This window comes from Arthrobacter sp. RIT-PI-e (assembly GCF_001187915.1).
Taxonomy (GTDB): Bacteria; Actinomycetota; Actinomycetes; order Actinomycetales; family Micrococcaceae; genus Arthrobacter_D.
Window position 1 is genome coordinate 40,722 of sequence record NZ_LGIU01000042.1, and the last position, 17,277, is coordinate 57,998.

The 17,277-nt window shown below is 68.0% G+C and carries 19 protein-coding genes and 1 tRNA gene; 4 read left to right on the forward strand and 16 right to left on the reverse strand.

Annotated features, from left to right (window positions below):
• Nucleotides 1-12 precede the first annotated feature (12 nt).
• The 4 genes from AC792_RS03945 to AC792_RS03965 all read right to left on the reverse strand — a co-directional run bounded on the left by AC792_RS03945 (nt 13) and on the right by AC792_RS03965 (nt 3,997).
• Nucleotides 13-993 (reverse strand): ribose-phosphate diphosphokinase, encoded by a 981-nt coding sequence (locus AC792_RS03945; RefSeq protein ID WP_049829275.1) that lies wholly within the window; start codon nt 991-993, stop codon nt 13-15.
• Nucleotides 990-2,501, reverse strand: a complete 1,512-nt coding sequence (gene glmU / locus AC792_RS03950) for a bifunctional UDP-N-acetylglucosamine diphosphorylase/glucosamine-1-phosphate N-acetyltransferase GlmU (protein WP_082177386.1) — start codon at nt 2,499-2,501, stop codon at nt 990-992. The genes AC792_RS03945 and glmU overlap by 4 nt, the downstream gene beginning before the upstream one ends.
• Before the next feature lie 75 nt (nt 2,502-2,576).
• Nucleotides 2,577-2,648: transfer RNA gene (locus AC792_RS03955), tRNA-Gln, on the reverse strand.
• Between the two features lie 437 nt (nt 2,649-3,085).
• The gene (locus AC792_RS03965; protein ID WP_082177387.1) at nt 3,086-3,997 is read right to left on the reverse strand and encodes a GAF domain-containing protein; all 912 of its coding nucleotides are present in this window, start codon (nt 3,995-3,997) and stop codon (nt 3,086-3,088) included.
• Between the two features lie 438 nt (nt 3,998-4,435).
• Here AC792_RS03965 and AC792_RS03970 point away from each other — a divergent pair, with 438 nt between their 5' ends.
• Nucleotides 4,436-7,045 (forward strand): hypothetical protein, encoded by a 2,610-nt coding sequence (locus tag AC792_RS03970; protein ID WP_049829279.1) that lies wholly within the window; start codon nt 4,436-4,438, stop codon nt 7,043-7,045.
• A gap of 254 nt (nt 7,046-7,299) precedes the next feature.
• A complete protein-coding gene (locus AC792_RS03975) occupies nt 7,300-8,016 on the forward strand; it encodes a class F sortase (protein WP_235436353.1) in 717 nt (238 codons plus the stop codon).
• Here the strand turns inward: AC792_RS03975 and AC792_RS03980 are convergent.
• The 4 genes from AC792_RS03980 to AC792_RS03995 are packed head-to-tail and all read right to left on the reverse strand — an operon-like array spanning nt 7,985 to nt 10,612.
• Nucleotides 7,985-8,701, reverse strand: a complete 717-nt coding sequence (locus tag AC792_RS03980; protein ID WP_049829280.1) for a hypothetical protein — start codon at nt 8,699-8,701, stop codon at nt 7,985-7,987. The genes AC792_RS03975 and AC792_RS03980 overlap by 32 nt on opposite strands.
• Nucleotides 8,698-9,312, reverse strand: a complete 615-nt coding sequence (locus tag AC792_RS03985; RefSeq protein WP_082177388.1) for a signal peptidase I — start codon at nt 9,310-9,312, stop codon at nt 8,698-8,700. The genes AC792_RS03980 and AC792_RS03985 overlap by 4 nt, the downstream gene beginning before the upstream one ends.
• Entirely contained in the window at nt 9,309-9,929 is a 621-nt protein-coding gene (locus AC792_RS03990; protein ID WP_049829281.1) for a SipW-dependent-type signal peptide-containing protein, read from the reverse strand. The genes AC792_RS03985 and AC792_RS03990 overlap by 4 nt, the downstream gene beginning before the upstream one ends.
• A gap of 47 nt (nt 9,930-9,976) precedes the next feature.
• Nucleotides 9,977-10,612, reverse strand: coding sequence for a SipW-dependent-type signal peptide-containing protein (locus tag AC792_RS03995; RefSeq protein WP_049829282.1), 636 nt, complete (start codon nt 10,610-10,612; stop codon nt 9,977-9,979).
• 232 nt (nt 10,613-10,844) lie between these two features.
• Between AC792_RS03995 and AC792_RS04000 the strand changes: the two genes are divergently transcribed.
• Nucleotides 10,845-11,561: a hypothetical protein gene (locus AC792_RS04000; RefSeq protein ID WP_152916010.1), complete on the forward strand. Its 717-nt coding sequence runs from the start codon at nt 10,845-10,847 to the stop codon at nt 11,559-11,561.
• A gap of 96 nt (nt 11,562-11,657) precedes the next feature.
• Here the strand turns inward: AC792_RS04000 and AC792_RS16155 are convergent, their stop codons facing one another.
• The 3 genes from AC792_RS16155 to AC792_RS04015 all read right to left on the reverse strand — a co-directional run bounded on the left by AC792_RS16155 (nt 11,658) and on the right by AC792_RS04015 (nt 13,894).
• Entirely contained in the window at nt 11,658-12,473 is an 816-nt protein-coding gene (locus AC792_RS16155) for a GAF domain-containing protein (protein ID WP_160317603.1), read from the reverse strand.
• 137 nt (nt 12,474-12,610) lie between these two features.
• Nucleotides 12,611-12,883, reverse strand: a complete 273-nt coding sequence (locus tag AC792_RS04010; RefSeq protein WP_160317604.1) for an ANTAR domain-containing protein — start codon at nt 12,881-12,883, stop codon at nt 12,611-12,613.
• A 192-nt stretch (nt 12,884-13,075) separates the two neighbouring features.
• On the reverse strand, nt 13,076-13,894 hold the full coding sequence (locus tag AC792_RS04015; protein WP_152916011.1) for a response regulator transcription factor: 819 nt from the start codon (nt 13,892-13,894) through the stop codon (nt 13,076-13,078).
• 111 nt (nt 13,895-14,005) lie between these two features.
• Between AC792_RS04015 and AC792_RS04020 the strand changes: the two genes are divergently transcribed.
• The gene (locus tag AC792_RS04020; protein ID WP_152916012.1) at nt 14,006-14,542 is read left to right on the forward strand and encodes a hypothetical protein; all 537 of its coding nucleotides are present in this window, start codon (nt 14,006-14,008) and stop codon (nt 14,540-14,542) included.
• 4 nt (nt 14,543-14,546) lie between these two features.
• On the opposite strand, the gene AC792_RS17225 is transcribed toward AC792_RS04020, so the two are convergent.
• From AC792_RS17225 to AC792_RS04035, 5 genes are all read right to left on the reverse strand, one after another.
• Nucleotides 14,547-14,705, reverse strand: a complete 159-nt coding sequence (locus tag AC792_RS17225) for a hypothetical protein (RefSeq protein ID WP_160317605.1) — start codon at nt 14,703-14,705, stop codon at nt 14,547-14,549.
• A 69-nt stretch (nt 14,706-14,774) separates the two neighbouring features.
• Nucleotides 14,775-14,948 (reverse strand): hypothetical protein, encoded by a 174-nt coding sequence (locus AC792_RS17230; protein ID WP_160317606.1) that lies wholly within the window; start codon nt 14,946-14,948, stop codon nt 14,775-14,777.
• A gap of 373 nt (nt 14,949-15,321) precedes the next feature.
• Nucleotides 15,322-15,567, reverse strand: coding sequence for a helix-turn-helix transcriptional regulator (locus AC792_RS04025; RefSeq protein WP_049829288.1), 246 nt, complete (start codon nt 15,565-15,567; stop codon nt 15,322-15,324).
• A gap of 1 nt (nt 15,568) precedes the next feature.
• The gene (locus AC792_RS04030) at nt 15,569-15,949 is read right to left on the reverse strand and encodes a hypothetical protein (protein ID WP_049829289.1); all 381 of its coding nucleotides are present in this window, start codon (nt 15,947-15,949) and stop codon (nt 15,569-15,571) included.
• Nucleotides 15,950-15,975: 26 nt separating this feature from the next.
• Complete coding sequence (locus AC792_RS04035) at nt 15,976-17,193, reverse strand: MFS transporter (RefSeq protein WP_049829290.1); 1,218 nt, start codon at nt 17,191-17,193, stop codon at nt 15,976-15,978.
• Between the last annotated feature and the right edge of the window lie 84 nt (nt 17,194-17,277).

Consider the following 17,277-nt stretch of genomic DNA (forward strand, 5'->3'; position numbering starts at 1 on the left):
GCCCCGAAGGCATCAGGCGTTGCCGTCGAACAGGCTGGTGACCGAGCCGTCGTCGAACACCTCGCGGATGGCGCGCGCGATCAGCGGGGCGATCGAGAGGACGGTGAGCTGCGCGAAGCGCTTCTCCGCGGGGATGGGCAGCGTGTTGGTGACCACCACCTCCCGCGCGCCGGACTCCGCCAGACGGCGCGAGGCCGGCTCCGAGAACACGGCGTGCGTCGCGGCGATGATGACGTCCTTGGCACCCGCGTTCTTCAGCACCTGCACGGCACCGGAGATGGTGCCCCCGGTGTCGATCATGTCGTCGATGAGCACGCAGGTGCGGCCCGCCACCTGACCCACCACCTGCTTGGACACCGCCTGGTTGGGCACCGTGAGGTCGCGGCTCTTGTGCACGAAGGCCAACGGAGCTCCGCCCAGGCGCTCCGCCCACTGCTCCGCCACGCGCACGCGCCCGGTGTCCGGGGACACCACGGTGACGTTGTCCGCGTCCACGCGGGTTCGGATGTAGTCGGCCAGCAGAGGGATGGCCATGAGGTGGTCCACCGGGCCGTCAAAGAACCCTTGGATCTGCGAGGTGTGCAGGTCCACGGACATCAGCCGGTTCGCGCCGGCCGTCTTGTACAGGTCCGCCACGAGCCGGGCCGAGATGGGCTCGCGCCCGCGCCCCTTCTTGTCCTGGCGCGCATAGGGGTAGAACGGCGAGACCACGGTGATGCGCTTGGCCGAGGCCCGCTTCAGCGAGTCCACCATGATCAGCTGCTCCATGAGCCAGTTGTTCAGCGGTGCCGGGTGCGCCTGGATCACGAACACGTCCGTTCCGCGCACGCTCTCCCCCGAGCGCACGTAGATCTCACCGTTCGCGAAATCGTACGCCGAGACCGGGAGGAGCTCGGTGCCCAGCCAGGACGCGATCTCCTCCGCCAGCTCAGGGTGCGCCCGCCCGGAGGCGATCACCAGCTTCTTCTCGCCGTGTGCGGTGATCTCGCTCATGCCTGACCGTCTTCCTGGAGTGCCGGAACTGCTGTGGGGTCTGTGGCGGCTGCCGCTGCCTCCGCGGCGGCGGTACCCGGGCGCTTCGCGGCGGCCCAGCCGTCGATGTTCCGCTGGGAGGCCGCGGTGATGGCCAGTGCGCCTGCGGGGACGTCCTTGCGCACCACGGCGCCGGCGCCGGTGTACGCGCCGTCGCCCACGCTCACCGGTGCCACGAACACGGTGTTGGAGCTGGTGCGCACGTGGGAGCCGATCACCGTGCGGTGCTTGGCCACGCCGTCGTAGTTGGCGGTGATGTTGCCGCAGCCGATGTTCGTGTACTCGCCGATCTCCGTGTCACCGGCGTACCCGAGGTGGGAGAGCTTGGAGCCGCGGCCCACGGTCACGTTCTTGGTCTCGTAGAACGCGCCGATCTTGGCCTCCTGCCCCAGCGACGTGCCCGGCCGCAGATAGGTGAACGGGCCCACGGAGGCTCCGGGTCCGATGCTCGAGGCGCTGCCGTGCGTGCGGATCACCTTCGCGCCCTCGGCCACCTCCACGTCCGTGAGGGTGGTGTCCGGGCCGATCACGGCGTCGCGCGCGATCCGCGTGGCACCGTGCAGCTGGGTGCCGGGCAGCAGCGTGACGTCCTCGTCCAGCTCCACCGAGACGTCCACCCAGGTGCTGGCCGCATCCACCACGCTCACGCCCGCGCGCATCCAGCGCTCCAGCGTGCGCCGGTTCAGTTCCGCGCCCAGCTGGCCCAGCTGCACGCGGTCGTTGGCGCCCTCCACCTGCCAGCGGTCGGGGACCGCCAGGCCGGCCACCCGGCCGCCGTCGGCCCGCGCCACCCCCAGCACGTCCGTGAGGTAGAGCTCACCCTGCGCGTTGTCCGTGTCGATCCGGCCCAGTGCGGCGCGCAGCACCGCGGCGTCGAAGGCGTAGATGCCCGAGTTGACCTCGCGGATGGTGCGCTGCGCGACGTCGGCGTCCTTGTGCTCCACGATCCCGAGCACCGTGCCGTCCTCCGCCCGGATGATCCGGCCGTACCCGGTGGCGTCGTCGAGCTCCGCGGTGAGCACCGTGACGGCGTTGCCCTCACGGGTGTGGGTGTCCACCAGGGCGTGCAGGGTGTCCGCCTCCAGCAGCGGCACGTCCCCGTACGTGACCACCACGGTGCCCTCGACGCCCTCTCCGCGGGCGTCCAGTGCCTCGAGCGCCACCTGCACGGCGCGCCCGGTGCCCGGGACGTGATCCTGGTCCACCAGCAGGGCGGCGGCATCGAGCTCCGCGATGTGCGCGGCGACGCGCTCGCGCTCGTGCCGGACGACGACGGCGAGCTCGCGCGGCTGCAGGCCGCGGGCGGCGGCCAGCGCGTGGCCCACCATGGAACGGCCGCCGAGCGGGTGGAGGATCTTCGGGGTGCGGGACTTCATGCGGGTGCCGGCTCCGGCTGCCAGTACGATCACCGCGGCCGGGCCGCCTCCGGTGGGTTCCTGCGAGTCGGTGTTCACACTCTGGGGGCTCACGAAGCGGGCACTCCTACCTGGGGTTCATGCTGCGATCCGGCGCGCCCCGGGAAAGGGGTACCGGGGCTCACGCCGTTCCGCCCATAGGATTCGAACCTATACTCCACAGCTCCAAAGGCTGGGGTGCTGCCGTTACACCAGGGCGGACCGTGCGACACCGGGCCCTCGGGCGAGGGGCACCTGCGCACGGTTATCTAGTTTGCCACGCCCCACCTGCATCGGCGAGCCGGTACACGCCCGTGATCGGGGCCGCCTACAGGTTCAGTGCCAGGCCCACGAGGATGCCGGCGCCCACCATGAGCATGAGCAGCCCGAAGTACTGCAGCCACTGGTACGGCCTCACGCGGTGGATGCGACGGCGCATGCGGCGTCGCAGCCTGCGGGTGAGCGGAGCTTTGTAGGCGCGGTACATGGGCGGAGGACCCCCGGTGATCGGCGACGGGCGGAGTGTGAGGGGGTTCCCCGGCACCGAGCCGGTGTCCCCCGGAGCGACGCTAGTTGCGTGGGTGCACCGAGCACACGAGTAGGGGCTACGTGAAAGTTCACCGGGTCTCCTGCCCCGGGGAGGAGAACTGCTTGCTGCGCTAGCTCGTGGGGGTCATGAGGTCGAGGATCTCGATCTGGATGCAGGCGGCCAGCACCCGGAGGCGCCGTTGTTCCTGGTCGGTGAGGGTGCGCGGCTCGGTGTCCATGATGCACAGGGCCCCGATCCGCCAGCCTCCCGGTCCGGTGAGGGGATGCCCCGCATAGAACCTGATCAGGGAATTCGCGGTCATCGGCGGACAGTGGGAGGAGTATTCCTCCAGGGTGGTGTCGGGGATGATGAGCGTACGGTCCTCCTTGACGGTGTGGTGGCAGAAGGACTCCTGACGCGGCGTCCGCATGCCCGCTTCCATGACACCGGGATCGGTGGAGTTCGCGATGGACTTGACGAGATGATCATGCGCGTCGATGAAGGAGACCATAGCGATGAACGCCCCGAACTCCCGCTGGGCCAGCCGGGTGAAGCGATCGAAGCGCTCCTCCTGCCCGGCGTCGAGGAGACCGGTGGCGTGCAGGGACTTCAGCCGGCGGTTCTCCGCCTCGTCGGGGTCGAACATCGAGACGAGGCGCGTGTTCACGCGAGGCCAGTCATCACACCGCCAGGCCCCATCAGCGGCGGACCGGCCGAGGAGGTGGACCTCGGGATCACCTTCGTCGAGGGAGGAGGTGGCCCCCTTCGAGGTGGTCGAGACGGGCGCCGCCGGTGAGTCCCGCTCTCCGGGAGGTGGCGGTGGTGCGTCGTCCGGGGAATCGGCGAGGATGCCGTTGATCGCGCAGGAGACCAGATCACGCTGCAGGTCGTCGAGGAGCACCAGGCCGTGGAGGTAGGCCGCCACGGCCACTGCATCCGCAGCACCCCCGAGGGAGACGTAGCGCACCCAGATGTCGTCGACGAACAGGCCGGCCTCGGATGCGGCCTGCGCCGTCAACCACTGTTGATCACGGGAATCCATCGGCTGCCCTTATGAGAATGAACACGACGACACGGAATCCGATCCGGCATTTCCCTCGCATGACAAACGGGTACCCATTGCGGGCCATACGCATCATTGCGGCGAAACCGATCGTTGTCCGGCAGCGCTCGAAACCTGACAAAGGGAGACGGAGAAAGTATCTGGGCGAGTGCAGCACCCTGATCTTGACGTATTCCTGGTGAAGATGCAACGAGAAACTTGGGGATTTCCCGTATTGGCCGACTGTCTATTGTGGTGGCCGATCGGACGAGAAACTCTAGCGTATCGGCCATAGCGCTCCACGCAGTCGATGGTGTGACATGAGTCCCAGGACGTGGTCTCAGGAAATTCCCAGGTCTCACAGTGGTTTTCCGCAGCTCGGAAGAGCCCTTCCGGCGCGCTCCGCTGACAAAGTACTTTCAAAGGGGAAAAATCGTCATGGCTCAATCCACACGGCTCGTTGCCGCTGGTTCAACCGCTGCCCTCGTCGCCGGCGGTCTTCTGTTCACTGCCGCGCCGGCTTCGGCCGCTCCCAACTCCGCCGACTGCCTGGCCGCCCAGAGCCTGTTCCGGGCGGCGCTCGATACTGCTGCAGCGGACGAGAGTCTCTCGGCCGAGCTGGGCGAGGCCCTCGAGGCCGTTCTCGTGGCCCTCGCCGAGCGCGACGCCCTCGTGGCCGCCGTCCCGGCGGACACCGCCGCTGCGCAGGAGGTCCTGGACGCCGCCCTCATCGTCCTCGCCGACGCTCAGGCTGACGTCGATGCCGCACAGGCGGCCCTCGACGCCGCAGAGTTGATCCAGGCTCCCCTGGATCAGGCGGTCGTCGACGCTCAGGCGGACCTCGACGCCGCGCTGCAGGCCCTCGCCGACGCGCAGGCCGCAGTCGATGCCGCGGAGCAGGACCTGGCCGACGCCGAGGCGCTGCTGGCCCAGCTCCAGGAGGACGTCGACGCCGCACAGGACGCCGTGGACACCGCGATCGACGTGCTCGCCGGCCTGAACGACGACGTCCTCGAGGCGGAGGGCCTGCTCGACGACGCCGAAGGAGCGCAGGAGGGCCTAGATGCCGCCGTGGACGCCGCCCAGGAGGACGTCGACGAGGCGGAAGAGGCGCAGGAGGCCCTCGACGGGGCTGCCGCAGATGCAGCAGCGAACCTCGCCGACGCCGTCGAAGTGCAGGCCGGGCTCGAGGCCGATCTGGCAATTGCTCAGAGAAACCTCGCCGGCGCGGTCGAGGTCCGGGGCGGGCTCGTGGCCGCCGTCGAGGCCGCACAGACGGCCCTCGATGACGCGGTGGCTGCCGGACCTGGGCTGGCCGCCGCCGTCGTCGACGCACAGGCGAACCTGGACGCCGCTGTCGGCGCCGAGGCCGGCCTCATCGCCGCCGTCGACGCTGCCCAGGCGGAGGTCGATGCCATCGAGGCTGCACTGCCCGGGCTGGCGGACGAAGCCGCCGACCTTGCTGTCGATCTCGATCTGGCCCTGGCTGATGTGGCGGCCCTGGAAATCGCCGCGAACGCGGCACTCGGAGCGTTCAACGAGGGCAGCGGCATTCTGGCCGGCCTTCAAACCACCCTTGACACCGCAACAGCTGCTCTCGTCACCGCCGTCGCCTCTGGCGACCTCACGGCGATCCTCAACGCACAGGCAGCTGTTACTTCGGCTACCGATGCTCTGCTCGCAGCCCAGGCGACCATCAACCTCGGTCAGCTGCAGATCAACCTGAACCTGGCTGTTGCGAACCTTGACAGCGCAGAAGCGGACGCAGAACTCCTCAGGGTCGCCCTGGGTGTGGCGGTCGGCAACGTCCAGGAGGCGCAGGAAGGCCTTGGAGCGGCACAGATCGCGCTGGCGGAGGCACAGGCCGCGCTGAGTGCCAATGCGCAGGCCCAGATCGATCTGGCCATCCTCGTCACCGTGGCCGAGGCCGCGGTGACCGCCAACGCCGATGCCATCCCCGGCCTCGAGGACATCCGGGACGAAGCCGTGGGCGCCGCGGCAGACAACGCTGCAGCCATCGTCGAGCTCGAGGGCCTCCTGGAAGTGGCCGAGGATGACCGGGATGCCGGTCTGGCGATCGTCGCCGGGCTGCAGGCCACCTTCGACGCCGCCGCAGCCGACGCCGCCGAGGGCCAGGAAACCCTCGACGGTCTGCGGATCGTCCTCGCCGAGGCCACGGCAGATGCTGCCGCCAACGCCGCGCTGATCGTCAGCCTCGGTGAAGCACTCGAGGAGATCACCGAGCTTCGTGACGCGGCCGCCGATGCGCTCGAGGCCCTGGAGATCGAGCTCGACGACGCCGAGCGCCTTCAGGCCGAGGCCGTGGCCGCGATCGACCTGGTCGCACTCCAGGATGCGATCGACGACGCCCTGGAGGCGCAGGCGGAGGTCGTGGCCGAGATCGACCTGGACGCCCTCGAGGCAGCTCTCGAGGCCGCCGTCGCGGTGGCAGCAGAGGGCCAGATCGAGGTCGACGCCGCGCAGGCGGATCTCGATGCCGCACTGGTGCTGCTGGCCGACGCCGAGGACGGCGTCGCCGAGGCTCGGGCGGGAGTGATCGCGGCTGCGAACCTCGAAGCCATCATCGCCGCGAACGTCCGCCTCGAACTGGCCGTGGCCGCCGCGAACGAGCTCCGTGTGGACGCGGACGCGTTCACCGTGGACTACGCGGCGATCGAGGACCTCTTCGACGCCGCGATCGTGGCCTGCTCCGGCGGGCCGACCATCGACATCGACTTCGACATCGATGGTGACGGGAATGTCGGCATCATCGTCGGCGGGACCGGCACGGGCGGCGGCACGGGCGGCGGCACCGGCGGCGGCGTCGTCGTTCCCGGCGCCATCCCGGGCGTCGGCGGCACCGGCACCGGCACCGGGAAGGGCTCCGTACCCGCCGGTAGCAACCGCGGGATGAACGTCCAGACCGGTACCGGCGCGGAGGGCGCCTCGGAGAGCAGCCTGCCCCTGGGCGGCATGCTCGTGGCCGGGTTCGGTCTGCTCGCAGCAGCCGGCCTCTGGGCTCGACGCTCGCTGAAGATCGAGGACTGACACCAGCTGTGCCCGTCCCTCGAGGGCACCTGATGGCATGAAGCAACCGGCCCCGTCCCGCAGTCCCCAGCTGCAGGGCGGGGCCGGCTCGTTCCCACCCCTCCACCTCCCAGGACACCATCGGCATGAACGAGCGATCCCAGCCCGAGAACACACCACGATCCGCTGACCCGGTGCCTGCGCCGGCGTCGCACCGGATGACCCGCCGATCGCGGTGGCGGACCCTGCCCCTTGGCGCAGCGGCAGGACTCACCGTGACCCTCACGCTCGCCCTGCCGGGCCCGCCCACCCCGTCACCGGCCGTCGGCGGTGCTGCGCCGGCGGTCAGCGAGGCGCCGGCCGTATCAGCCCCGCCGAGCTCGCCGCCCACCGCCGACGCCCGACCACCCATCGCCGTCGACACCCAACCGCCCGCCGCTGCCGCCACCGTGCCTGCGCCGTCGTCCTCGCCCACGCCCACATCCCCACCGACCCTGGATCCGGCACCTCCCGCCGTCGCTCCGGAGACTGCGGACGAGGCACCGGCCTCACAACCGGTGGGGATCGAGTTCCCCGCCGCCGCCATCGACATGGCCGTACTACCCCTGACACCGAGCGACGCCGATCTAGCGTCCCAGCAGCTGGTGCCCCCGCTGACCCTCGAGGCCTACTGGCTCTCCCCCTACGGGGCGCCGGGAGCGGGGTCGGCGAACACCACCTACATCGTGGGCCACAGCTGGGAGGGCCAGGACGCCCCGTTCAACCGGCTGAGCGACGAGACCCTCGTGGACGAGGAGTTCACGATCACCACGCACACCGGAGAGGTGACCTACTTGGTCGATTCGGTGACCACCCACGACAAGGACACGCTCAAGGACAGTGACGTGTGGAGCATCGTCCCGAACCGGGTGGTGCTCATCAGCTGCTACACGGAGAACCCGTGGGGGAAGAACGTCGTGGTCACGGCGACACCCGCTCCGCAGCAGCCGTGACCGCGGACTCCTTCCTCCGCCGGGCGGCCGCCGAGACCCCCAACCCGACGACGACGGCGCCCAGGGCGAGGAGCACCTGCATCAGCAGGGCGGCACCCGTGTCCGCGAGTGAACCCGGGCCCTGCCGGAACGGCCGGCTCCCGCCCGGTCCGGCGGCTTCGTCCGTCGTGCCCGTCGCGGCCGCCGTGACCACGATGTGCGCGCGTTCCGAAGGCGGACCGAGGCGGGCCCCGGCAGCGAGGGTCACGTCGACGCGGACATAGACGGCTCCGCCCACGTGCAGGGTGGGGTGGAGGACGGTGGTGGAGGTGCCGCTCACCGAGCTCAGGGGGACCGCGGGGACCACCGGTGTGCTGCTTCCGGTGCAGCCGGCGTCCTCGAAGGGTACGGAGCAGGCGGTGGCCGACACGTCGAGGTGCTGCTCGAGGCCCCTGTCGCTCAGTGCGTGGCCGTCGAGTCTCACGGTGAGGGTGTCGAGGTGGTCCTGGTCGACGTCAATCCGGAGGTCCCAGGAGGAGACCTTCCCGGGTACCAGGAACACCACGTCCTCGCTGTGGTCGAGTTGCAGCAACCTGGGGGCGCTCGGCATCGCCTGCTCTCCCTCGAGCGCGGCGACACCCAGCGGTGAGCAGAGCAGCACCGCCAGGGCCGCGCCGGCGCCGTAGCGGACCCTACGGGTGCTCATGCATCAGCTCGGGCACCATGAGGGCTGTCCTCGGAGGGCGCATTCTCCTCCCGGCGGCGTCCGCGGCGCGAGGTGTGCCGTGAGGGATTGCGCCGCTGCGCCGTGGGCCAGCTGCTCCAGGTGACCAGGCCGGCCACCAGCACGGTGATGGCGGCCATGACCGGTGGATCGGAGATCCGGACGATCACGTGGGCGAGGTCCGGCACGGACCCGAGGACCCGCCGCACGGTGTCCACCGTGTACGGAGCGGGATCCTCCTGGAGGTTGGCGTCACCCTTCATGGTGATGATCCGGGTGGCACCACCGGCGTCCGTCACATCGGTGACGCGGTGCGTCACGGGAAGAGCGTCGGGGCGGTCGACGGTGATGACGTCCCCGGGAACGATGTCCGCTGCAGGGATCTGCTGGACCAGGGCCACCGAACCCGCGGGGATGGTGGGCGACATGGACCCGGTCTTGAACATGATGAGCGTGATGTCGAAGACCAGGGCGAGGACCACGAGCACGATGCACAGGCCACCGCCCACGGCAGCCAGGTCGAGCAGTGCGTCCCCCACCAGCCGCACGGGCCCCCGCTCGCCGCGCCGGGTACGGCTCGCGGCCGGTGTCATGGGGTGGACACCGCGGAGAAGAGCCACACCGCGGTGGCCGACCTACCCTGCAACCCGTTGTTCGCCCTCGCGCTCTCGGGCAGGGTCACCTCGAAGCAGAACCGCACACCGGCACCCGGTGCCGTGGGGGTCGCCGCCGGCAGGACGGTGCTCCCTCCAGCCGCCTGACCAGTGGTCAGGGGCTGGGACGCGCTCGCGGACCCCACTACGAAGGCTGCCCCCGGAGCGAACGCAGTCGCGTTGCACACGTCCGAACGCACCACCCGGTACACCAGCGCCGCACTCAGCAGCGGCGCCGTCGTCGTCGAATCGGTGACGGCAGCCCCACCGAGTGTCACCGCGCCGGCCATCGATGTTGCGCGGGTACGCAGCGCGATCGGTGCGTACACCGTTCTCCCCGGGTACATGCCCCCGGCGTCGAAGGCCAGGGTGGCACCCGGTGCGGTCTCGTTGACCGTCCAGGCACCGGTGGCCGAGAAAGGGTTCGAGACGTTGGACTCGATGGTGAAGGTACTGGCGCTGAAGGAGCCGCTGGCGTACTCCGTGTCCGTCCACGAGGCCAGGGTGAGCGACCCGCCGATGCCGAGCACCAGGGCACCGGCGAGAACTGCCCGCACACGGGAGAATCGTCTTCCCGGGGAGCGGGACCTGCGAGCGCCCACGGTCAGGACAGCGACTCGGCTGCGAACTCCCACGTAGCGGTACCGGCTGCGCCCTGGGTGATGTCACCGGCTGTGACCACGAAGCACAGGTACACCGGCGCGAAGGTGGTGACGGCGTTGGGCCCGGTTCCCGTGGTGGTGGGCTGAGCCAGGTTGAACGATACTTCGCCGAGCTCGGCGCCGAGTGATGTGCCTGCCGCCACGAGGGCCAGGCCCGTACCCGTGGTCGTGTCGTCACACCCGAAGGTCGTGGTCTGCAGCAGCTCGTAGGTGACGTCCGTCAGATCGCCGTCAACCTCTGTGGCCGAGACGACGACGTTCGCCCCGTACGTCGTGTCCTCGTCGAGCCTCACGGCGAAGGGGGCGTAGACGACGTCCTCCGGGGCCAGGTTGTCCGGATTGACCTCGAACCCCAGGGTTGCAGCACCGTCAGGGGTCTCGTGCTCGCTGAAGACGGTTCCGTCGGCACTTCCCTCGAGGTTGAACTGGCCGGCAGCGAAGTTGCCGATGGCGAACTCGGAATCGTTCCAGGCGGCGAGGGTGACGGCCGCACCCACTCCGAGGACCAGTCCTCCCGCGAGAACCGCCCGGACTCGGCGCCGCTTCAACTGGACGTTCTCGGGCATGGTCTGGGGCATGGTGGTATTCCTTCGGCTCGAACATTTCCGGCTGAGACTGACCGGCGCGATGAATGTTATTCGAGCGATCCGCTGAAGGCTCTGATCAATGGTCTAGATCTGGATACCCGATCGAACATACGTATTTACCCTGCGGGACAAACAATGGAATTCGCGAACTATTCTTCCTTGCCCGGGGGTGTCTCCTCCCGGAGGGACCGTACTATTCAAGGGCAAGCGATGGGAAAGGTTCATGGTCACGTTCCGCGAAGCGCACCGGGAGGAAGCTGCCGCTGATGAGGTGTACGGCGACGATCTCGCTGAGCCCCGGAGGGGAGGAGGGCGATCGGTGCTGACCGCCCACGCCGACGCGATGTCCTCCGACCGGGAGGGCGGACGTGCCGCCGTCGGCTCCCTCGGGCGTCGCCGGGCGAAAGGCCTCCTGCTCCACAGCAGGGCCGGCCTGGCACTGCTCTTCGCCGTGTCGCTCCTGCTCCCCACCCAGAGCTCACCCGTGATCGGGTCCACGGAGGCGGCCTGGCAGCGGGATCACGTGAGTACGGGAGCGTTCGGTGCGGTGACGATCCCGGCTCCCCGGTTGACGGCCCCGTGCCGGTTCCTTCCCGGTGTCCTGACGGTCATCGGACCGCGCATCGAGATCTACTGGGCGCCTCCGCCCACCTACGGTGACGACAAGGCTCAGGTATGGGCCTCCACAGCGGGCCTGGGAACAGCACTTGCACCTCTGACAGGTTTCAACCTTCGCCAGAACACCGCGTTCGACGCCAGGGCCGGCCACTACGTCACGACCGTCCCGACGAATCTGCTGGGCGGGCTCCTCGGACTCGGGACCGAGATCGAGCTGTCCATCGTCATCGCCGAGCACGGCTGGACCTCCACTCCCGCCTCGACCGCCACCAACGCCGGCCTCGTTCTCGGACTGGGAGCCACCTGCCGCAATCTGAGTTGACCACCGCCCCGCCACCATGCGCGCCACTCCTATGCGGCGCTCCCAGGATTCGAGGAGCGATGCTTCACCGCCCCACGAGCTGGTTCGGCGGGTTCCTCAGGTCAGGATCTCGAGCTGGACGAGGGCAGCGAGCATCCTGAGCTTGTGCTCCTCGGCGTGTGACAGCGACCGCGGCCGGTCATCGACGATGCAGAGAGCACCGATGCGGGATCCGCCGGGGCCGAGGATCGGATGACCGGCGTAGAAACGGAAGTACGGAGGACCTACGACATGCGGTGAGTCCGAGAATCGCGGATCGCTCTGCGCGTCGGCGACGATGAAGGTCCGGTTGTCCTGCACGGTTTCCTCGCAGAAGGACCCTCGCCGGGGACGATCGCGATTCGGCAGTCCGATGATCGATTTCGAGACGAGCACCTCCCGGTCCACGAGGGTGACCGCGGCTGCCATGGTTCCGAAGTGGTCACGCGCGATTCTGGGCAACCTGGCGATGCTCTCGGTGAGAGGTGCTTCGAGCAACCCGGAAGAACGAAGCGAGGAGAGCCGTTCCGATTCCTCGTGCCTCAGCATTGCGGCATGTGTGAGGGGATGGTCAGCCCTTCCCTGGATCACGACGCGATCCTCGTCAGCCCCTGGTCCATATCCGCAGGCGACGGACGGGTAGGACCCGCTGTAGGGGGCGCGAACCGCTCCTGCTATCAGCTGGGAAGCAGGTAGCAACTGGTTCACGGCATAGGAGACGAGGTCTCGCTGCAACGGTGAGATCCTGGCGGCACCGTCCAGATAGGCCGAAACGGTTTCCCTGGTCTCCAGTCCGCCGGTCCCGGCATAGACACCGTGGATCTTCTCGGTGTTCAACCTGAAACGGCTCACGAGATGCCTCGTGACGCTCTGCTGCGCATCCTCGTAGGACACCCCCACCACTCCCCGTCGCTCCCCCATCGATCATGGTCGGCTCAAAAATAATGGATGAGACGAGCGCTGTCCATCACATGATGCTTCCCCGCGTCCGCAGGCATGGACCGGATCCCGATGTCACCGGTGAGCCTTGGTCACTTCTCGGTGTTCACTTCTCCGGAGGTGGACACCAACCCGCGCGCGAGTTCGAGAACGGTGACGTTGAACGTCTGGGCGGTGCGCTGCAGATTCGCCAATCCGCTCGCGCGGTCCAGATCGTGCTTGCCCATCACGATCCCGACGGCGGTATCCAGGAGGGAGCGAGCCTCGAGCGCCACGTCGAATGCCTTGTCGGACGCCGTGTGCCTGAAGTCGGATGCACCGACAAGATCGGTGTACGGAGAAAGAGCGGCGTGGGTGTGGGGCATGGTGACCACCTCGTATCTCGTAGTGACGTCCGACGTGCGGCAGAGGGTGAACCGTAGCTGCTTCCACATCGATCCTTCGACTGCGTAACGCCTGCCGAAAGCTTAGGCGAACCGTGGACCGGGCACAAAGGGAGTTCGCTGAACCTCCGGCGAAAATTGATCGCTCGTACGTGCTGGTACGAATGTGGGGCTTCAGATGGAGTGGAAACCTGCACGGACGGCGAACACCGCGAGCTCGACACGCCCGCCGACGTTGAGCTTCGCCATGATCTTCGTGATCTGGAGTTTCACCGTCGCCTCGCTGACGTGGAGGTCGAGAGCGATCTGGGCGTTCGTGCGGCCCGCCGTCAATCCGCTGAGGATGGAACGATCGCGCGCGGGCAAGCTGTTGATCACCTGGTGATCGGACGCATCCTGCGTCATGACGGGTATCGGGAAACGCCCTACCTCGGGGGATGTGGAGAAGATGGTCTCCCCGTGGTGGATCATCCGGATCGCCGCACCCAGATCGGATGACACCGCGGACTTCGAGAGGTAACTGACTGCACCCGCCCGATACGCTTCGCGCATCACGTCGAAGGAGAGGTTCGAGGAGAGCATCGCCACCTTGACCTGGGGCGCCTGGTTCGTGATCTCCCGTACGGCACGGATGCCGTCGACATCCCGGATCATCGTCTCCATGAGCACCACGTCCGGATTCAGCGACAGCGCTTCCTCGATCGCCGAGTTCCCCGTGGAACTGACCGATTCGACGTCGATCAATGGTGAACCCTCGAACAGCTTCTCGATACCCAGCCGCACGAGGTAGTCGTCATCGACGAGATGGACGCGGAGCTTCTGGTGCACCACAGCTGAGACCTCCCCCATACGGTGAGCGGTCGCCCACCACGCTTCCTTGCGCTCGCCGCCCAACACGACGCGCGTCCTCACCAAGATTACCGAAGACGGGGACGTTGGCCAGGAGGAAGGTCGATTCCTGCCGATCGGGTGATGAGGGGTAGCCGACTGCACCGCCTGATGCACTAGCGACGCACGCCGTTCACTCCCATGCCTTCCGGGCGCACACCGCGTTTCGCCGTCGTCCTGATTGATGCACCGCCGGGGCGCGACTAGATTCGCACCATGCGCCCTCCCCGCCCCGAGATGTCGAACACCACTCCCCCACCGCTCAACGTGCCCCGGAAGCCGGCCGCCCCGGTGCGGGTCGCCGCGCGGCTCCTGGGTCTCGGAGCGGTGATCGGACTCGCATCCGTGGTGTTCCGGGTGCTGAACCAGGACACGCAGCTGACCTATCTGCGGCGCACCGCCGGCGGCGTGGAGAGCGGTGTCCCGCAGAGCGAGATCGAGCTGGTGGCGTTGGTGGCCTTCTGGGGCACGATCGGGCTGCTGGTGATCGTGTTCCTCATCCAGGCCATCCTGATCGGCCCGCTGCAGCGCGGGAAGGGCTGGGTGCGCTGGGTACTCCTCGGCCTCCTGGTGCCCAACCTGCTGGGCCTGCTGCTGGCCTCCGCCTTCCTGTCCGACGACACCCCCGGCCTGCAGCTCACACCCTTGCTGCTGATCGCCCAGGTGGTGCTGGCGGTGGTGGCCGTGCTGACCATGCTGCTCCCGGCCGCGACGCGCTGGTTCCGGCAGATGCGGGCCGAGAGTCGGGGCTGAAACCCTACCGACGGGCGCGGACGGCCATGATCGAGGCGGCCGTGTACACGAGGGCACTCACTACGAAGACGCCTGTCGCGACGAACATCAACGTGCTGCCCTGACTGTTGATGATGAGCATCAGAGCAGTACCGAGCACCAAGCCGATGAGGCCCTTCCGCACTCCGCTGCGGGCTGCCTTCTGAACGCGTTCCCCCGGCGTCGTCAGGTGACCCACCCGGCGAGAGCGGGGTCAGTGCTGTCCAGCCGGCGATCGCCCCTGGAACCAGCGCACCATGCCGATGACGCCGACAACGAGGACGGCGAGCAGGCACACGTGGTAGAGCAGGCCCATGCCCATGAAGAGGAAGTTCGTCACTGCTACGGCGAGGGCCACGGCGATGATCAGCCGTTCGTTCTTCGTCATCGCTGCGCCGGTCCGGTGAACATCATTGCTACCCCCATGATCGCGATCGAATGTTCGGTGAGCAGAGCCTACTCGCGCCGGCTGCAGATGCGCCAGAACCACGGCTGTTCACGCAGTCGGCACCTCGGCGGTTCATGACCCATCAGCTTCAGGTAGTACATGTCCGGGAGGGCGCCGTCGTCGCGCCCTGCCCGTACGGCTCATCAGGCGACGGGGCCGGCCCTGTACGGCGACGGCAGGAGGTGATCCCCAGCGCGATCCCAGCCGTGACGAGCGCTGCCGTGCCGACCCGTGCAACAGTCTCGACCGCCCCGATCATCAATACCACGACGCCGGCGATGAAGAACGATGTCCCGGAATCCTCCACCAGTTCTCATGACGGCGACCTCGCTGAGCTGTTCTGCGAGCTCGCAGCGTCCTGGACTGCACCATCCGGGAAGAAGAGGTCCTCGAGGGACGTCCCGAAGATCGCCGCGAGCCGGAAGGCCAGCGGCAAGGACGGATCGAAGCGACCGCGCTCTATGGAGATGATCGTCTGACGGGACACACCGAGCTCGTCGGCCAGTTTCTGCTGCGACCACTGGAGCCGGGTGCGGGATTCGTTGACCAGGTTCCTCACCTCAGCCCCGGCGGCGCAGGAGCAGGTAGCGGATCCCGAAGGACGCGGAACATATGAGGCCCACGGCAGGAAGGACGAGCTTCAGGTCCACGGAGACCTCCGTCGGCACGAAGGAAAGAATGATCGATGCGACCCCCAGGAGCAGGATCACATCGGTGAAGGATCGAGAGGTCGCCCTGTCGTACCAGCCGGATTCGATCGACTCGTCGGGATGCTCGGTAGCACCTTCGAGAGTGTCCCGGTCGACGACCACGGCGAACACCAGGGCGACGCCCGGTGGCGTGAGACACAGCGCGAAAGCCAGGAAACCGACGACGGCGTGAGGTCCGGTGACTCCGTTGAGGACGGCCAGCATGCCTCCTGCCGCGCCGAGCACCACCATGTCTCGTCGTCGATGCCCGAGTGATCCTAGGAAACAGCGTCCTGACGTGCGGGCTTGTCCGCCACCTCGAGCTTCCGGAGCGCCCACGGGCCGAGCCAGGCACCGGACAGGATGACGGCACCTGCAAGCACGCAGGTGAGCTTCCAGGATGCGGCAGCGTAGATGATGCCACCGAGGGACGCTCCGAGGGCTGAGCCGATGAGGGTCGCAGCAGTGTAGATCCCCATTGCGGCACCCAACTGGTGAGGGTGCTTCTCCGCGATCACGGCCTGCTCGATCGGCATCACCAAAGCCCACGCCACACCGCACAGGATCCACAGGGCAGCAATGGTCACCGGTCCGGACGCGTAGGCCAGGGAGATGGCGAAAGCACCACTCAGGACGGACCCGGCCACGATTCCGGCGCGTCGGCCGATGCGCTGGACCACGGTGTGCAGCACCGGGGGAAGAACGCCCATGATGATGGCTCCCGGGAGGTAGACATAGGCGATCTGGATGACCTCCAGACCCAGTCCGCGCTGGAGATGAAGGAGGAGCAGGATCCCGATCAAGGTCTCCGCCAGCGCGGTCACCCCGGCTGTGATGAGGATCGGGTGGAGTGAGGAGACCAGGGCGCGCGAAGCTCGGGGCGCCACAGTTGCTCGGTACTCCTGATCCTCGGCTACCCAGGATGTCCGATCTACTCGCGCAGGGCTGGAGAACAGGACCAGGGCTCCTATCAGGCATCCCGCAGCAGCGGCGAGGAAGACCACCGGGAACGATTCGAACTGCCCCAGCAGCAACAGACCACCGACGAATGCCACCCAGACGGCGGTCTCCTGCGCGGACATCAGGCGGGCGAACACCCCTGAGTCCTCGGCGAGGTGTTCTCCGACCATGGCACGGAGGGATACCCACAACAGCGCTCCCCCGAGACCACCCACCGCGGCAGCCAGGTACGCGAGTGGCAGAGAGCCGGCGAAGGCGTAACCGCAGCACGACACCGCGTACAGGAGTGCCCCGAGACCGGCGAGGTGTTCACGCCTACCGGAGTCCGCGAGCCGCCCGGCGATCGGACGGACGATGACGGAGACGATCAGTTCGAGAGCGACGAGGAACCCGATGTGAGCAGGTTCGGCGCCGAGCGCCATACCTGCCCAGAGCGGGATGAGGAAGTCGAGCAGCTCGGCCGGTCCGTTCGTCAGACCTGCCGCCACCAGCGCTGACCGAAGACGGGCACGCTTGCCCACAGTGTTCCCCCACATGCGCCTGATCCTAACCACAGGGGTCAAGCCCAGCTGGGATACTCAGCCTGACGGCGATCAGAACGTGCCCCAACGCCACGCAGC

Excerpts from the sequence above, each read along its gene's own strand:
- AC792_RS03995 (WP_049829282.1), bottom strand. The coding sequence starts at position 10,612 with ATGCCCCAGACCATGCCCGAGAACGTCCAGTTGAAGCGGCGCCGAGTC.
- AC792_RS04010 (WP_160317604.1), bottom strand. The coding sequence starts at position 12,883 with ATGCCCCACACCCACGCCGCTCTTTCTCCGTACACCGATCTTGTCGGT.
- AC792_RS03985 (WP_082177388.1), bottom strand. The coding sequence starts at position 9,312 with ATGACACCGGCCGCGAGCCGTACCCGGCGCGGCGAGCGGGGGCCCGTG.
- AC792_RS04035 (WP_049829290.1), bottom strand. The coding sequence starts at position 17,193 with ATGTGGGGGAACACTGTGGGCAAGCGTGCCCGTCTTCGGTCAGCGCTG.
- AC792_RS03970 (WP_049829279.1), top strand. The coding sequence starts at position 4,436 with ATGGCTCAATCCACACGGCTCGTTGCCGCTGGTTCAACCGCTGCCCTC.
- AC792_RS03980 (WP_049829280.1), bottom strand. The coding sequence starts at position 8,701 with ATGAGCACCCGTAGGGTCCGCTACGGCGCCGGCGCGGCCCTGGCGGTG.
- AC792_RS04030 (WP_049829289.1), bottom strand. The coding sequence starts at position 15,949 with ATGGTGGTGCTCGGCGCGGCAGGAGGCATGCTGGCCGTCCTCAACGGA.
- AC792_RS04020 (WP_152916012.1), top strand. The coding sequence starts at position 14,006 with ATGCGCCCTCCCCGCCCCGAGATGTCGAACACCACTCCCCCACCGCTC.
- AC792_RS03965 (WP_082177387.1), bottom strand. The coding sequence starts at position 3,997 with ATGGATTCCCGTGATCAACAGTGGTTGACGGCGCAGGCCGCATCCGAG.
- AC792_RS04000 (WP_152916010.1), top strand. The coding sequence starts at position 10,845 with ATGGTCACGTTCCGCGAAGCGCACCGGGAGGAAGCTGCCGCTGATGAG.
- AC792_RS17230 (WP_160317606.1), bottom strand. The coding sequence starts at position 14,948 with ATGACGAAGAACGAACGGCTGATCATCGCCGTGGCCCTCGCCGTAGCA.
- AC792_RS03945 (WP_049829275.1), bottom strand. The coding sequence starts at position 993 with ATGAGCGAGATCACCGCACACGGCGAGAAGAAGCTGGTGATCGCCTCC.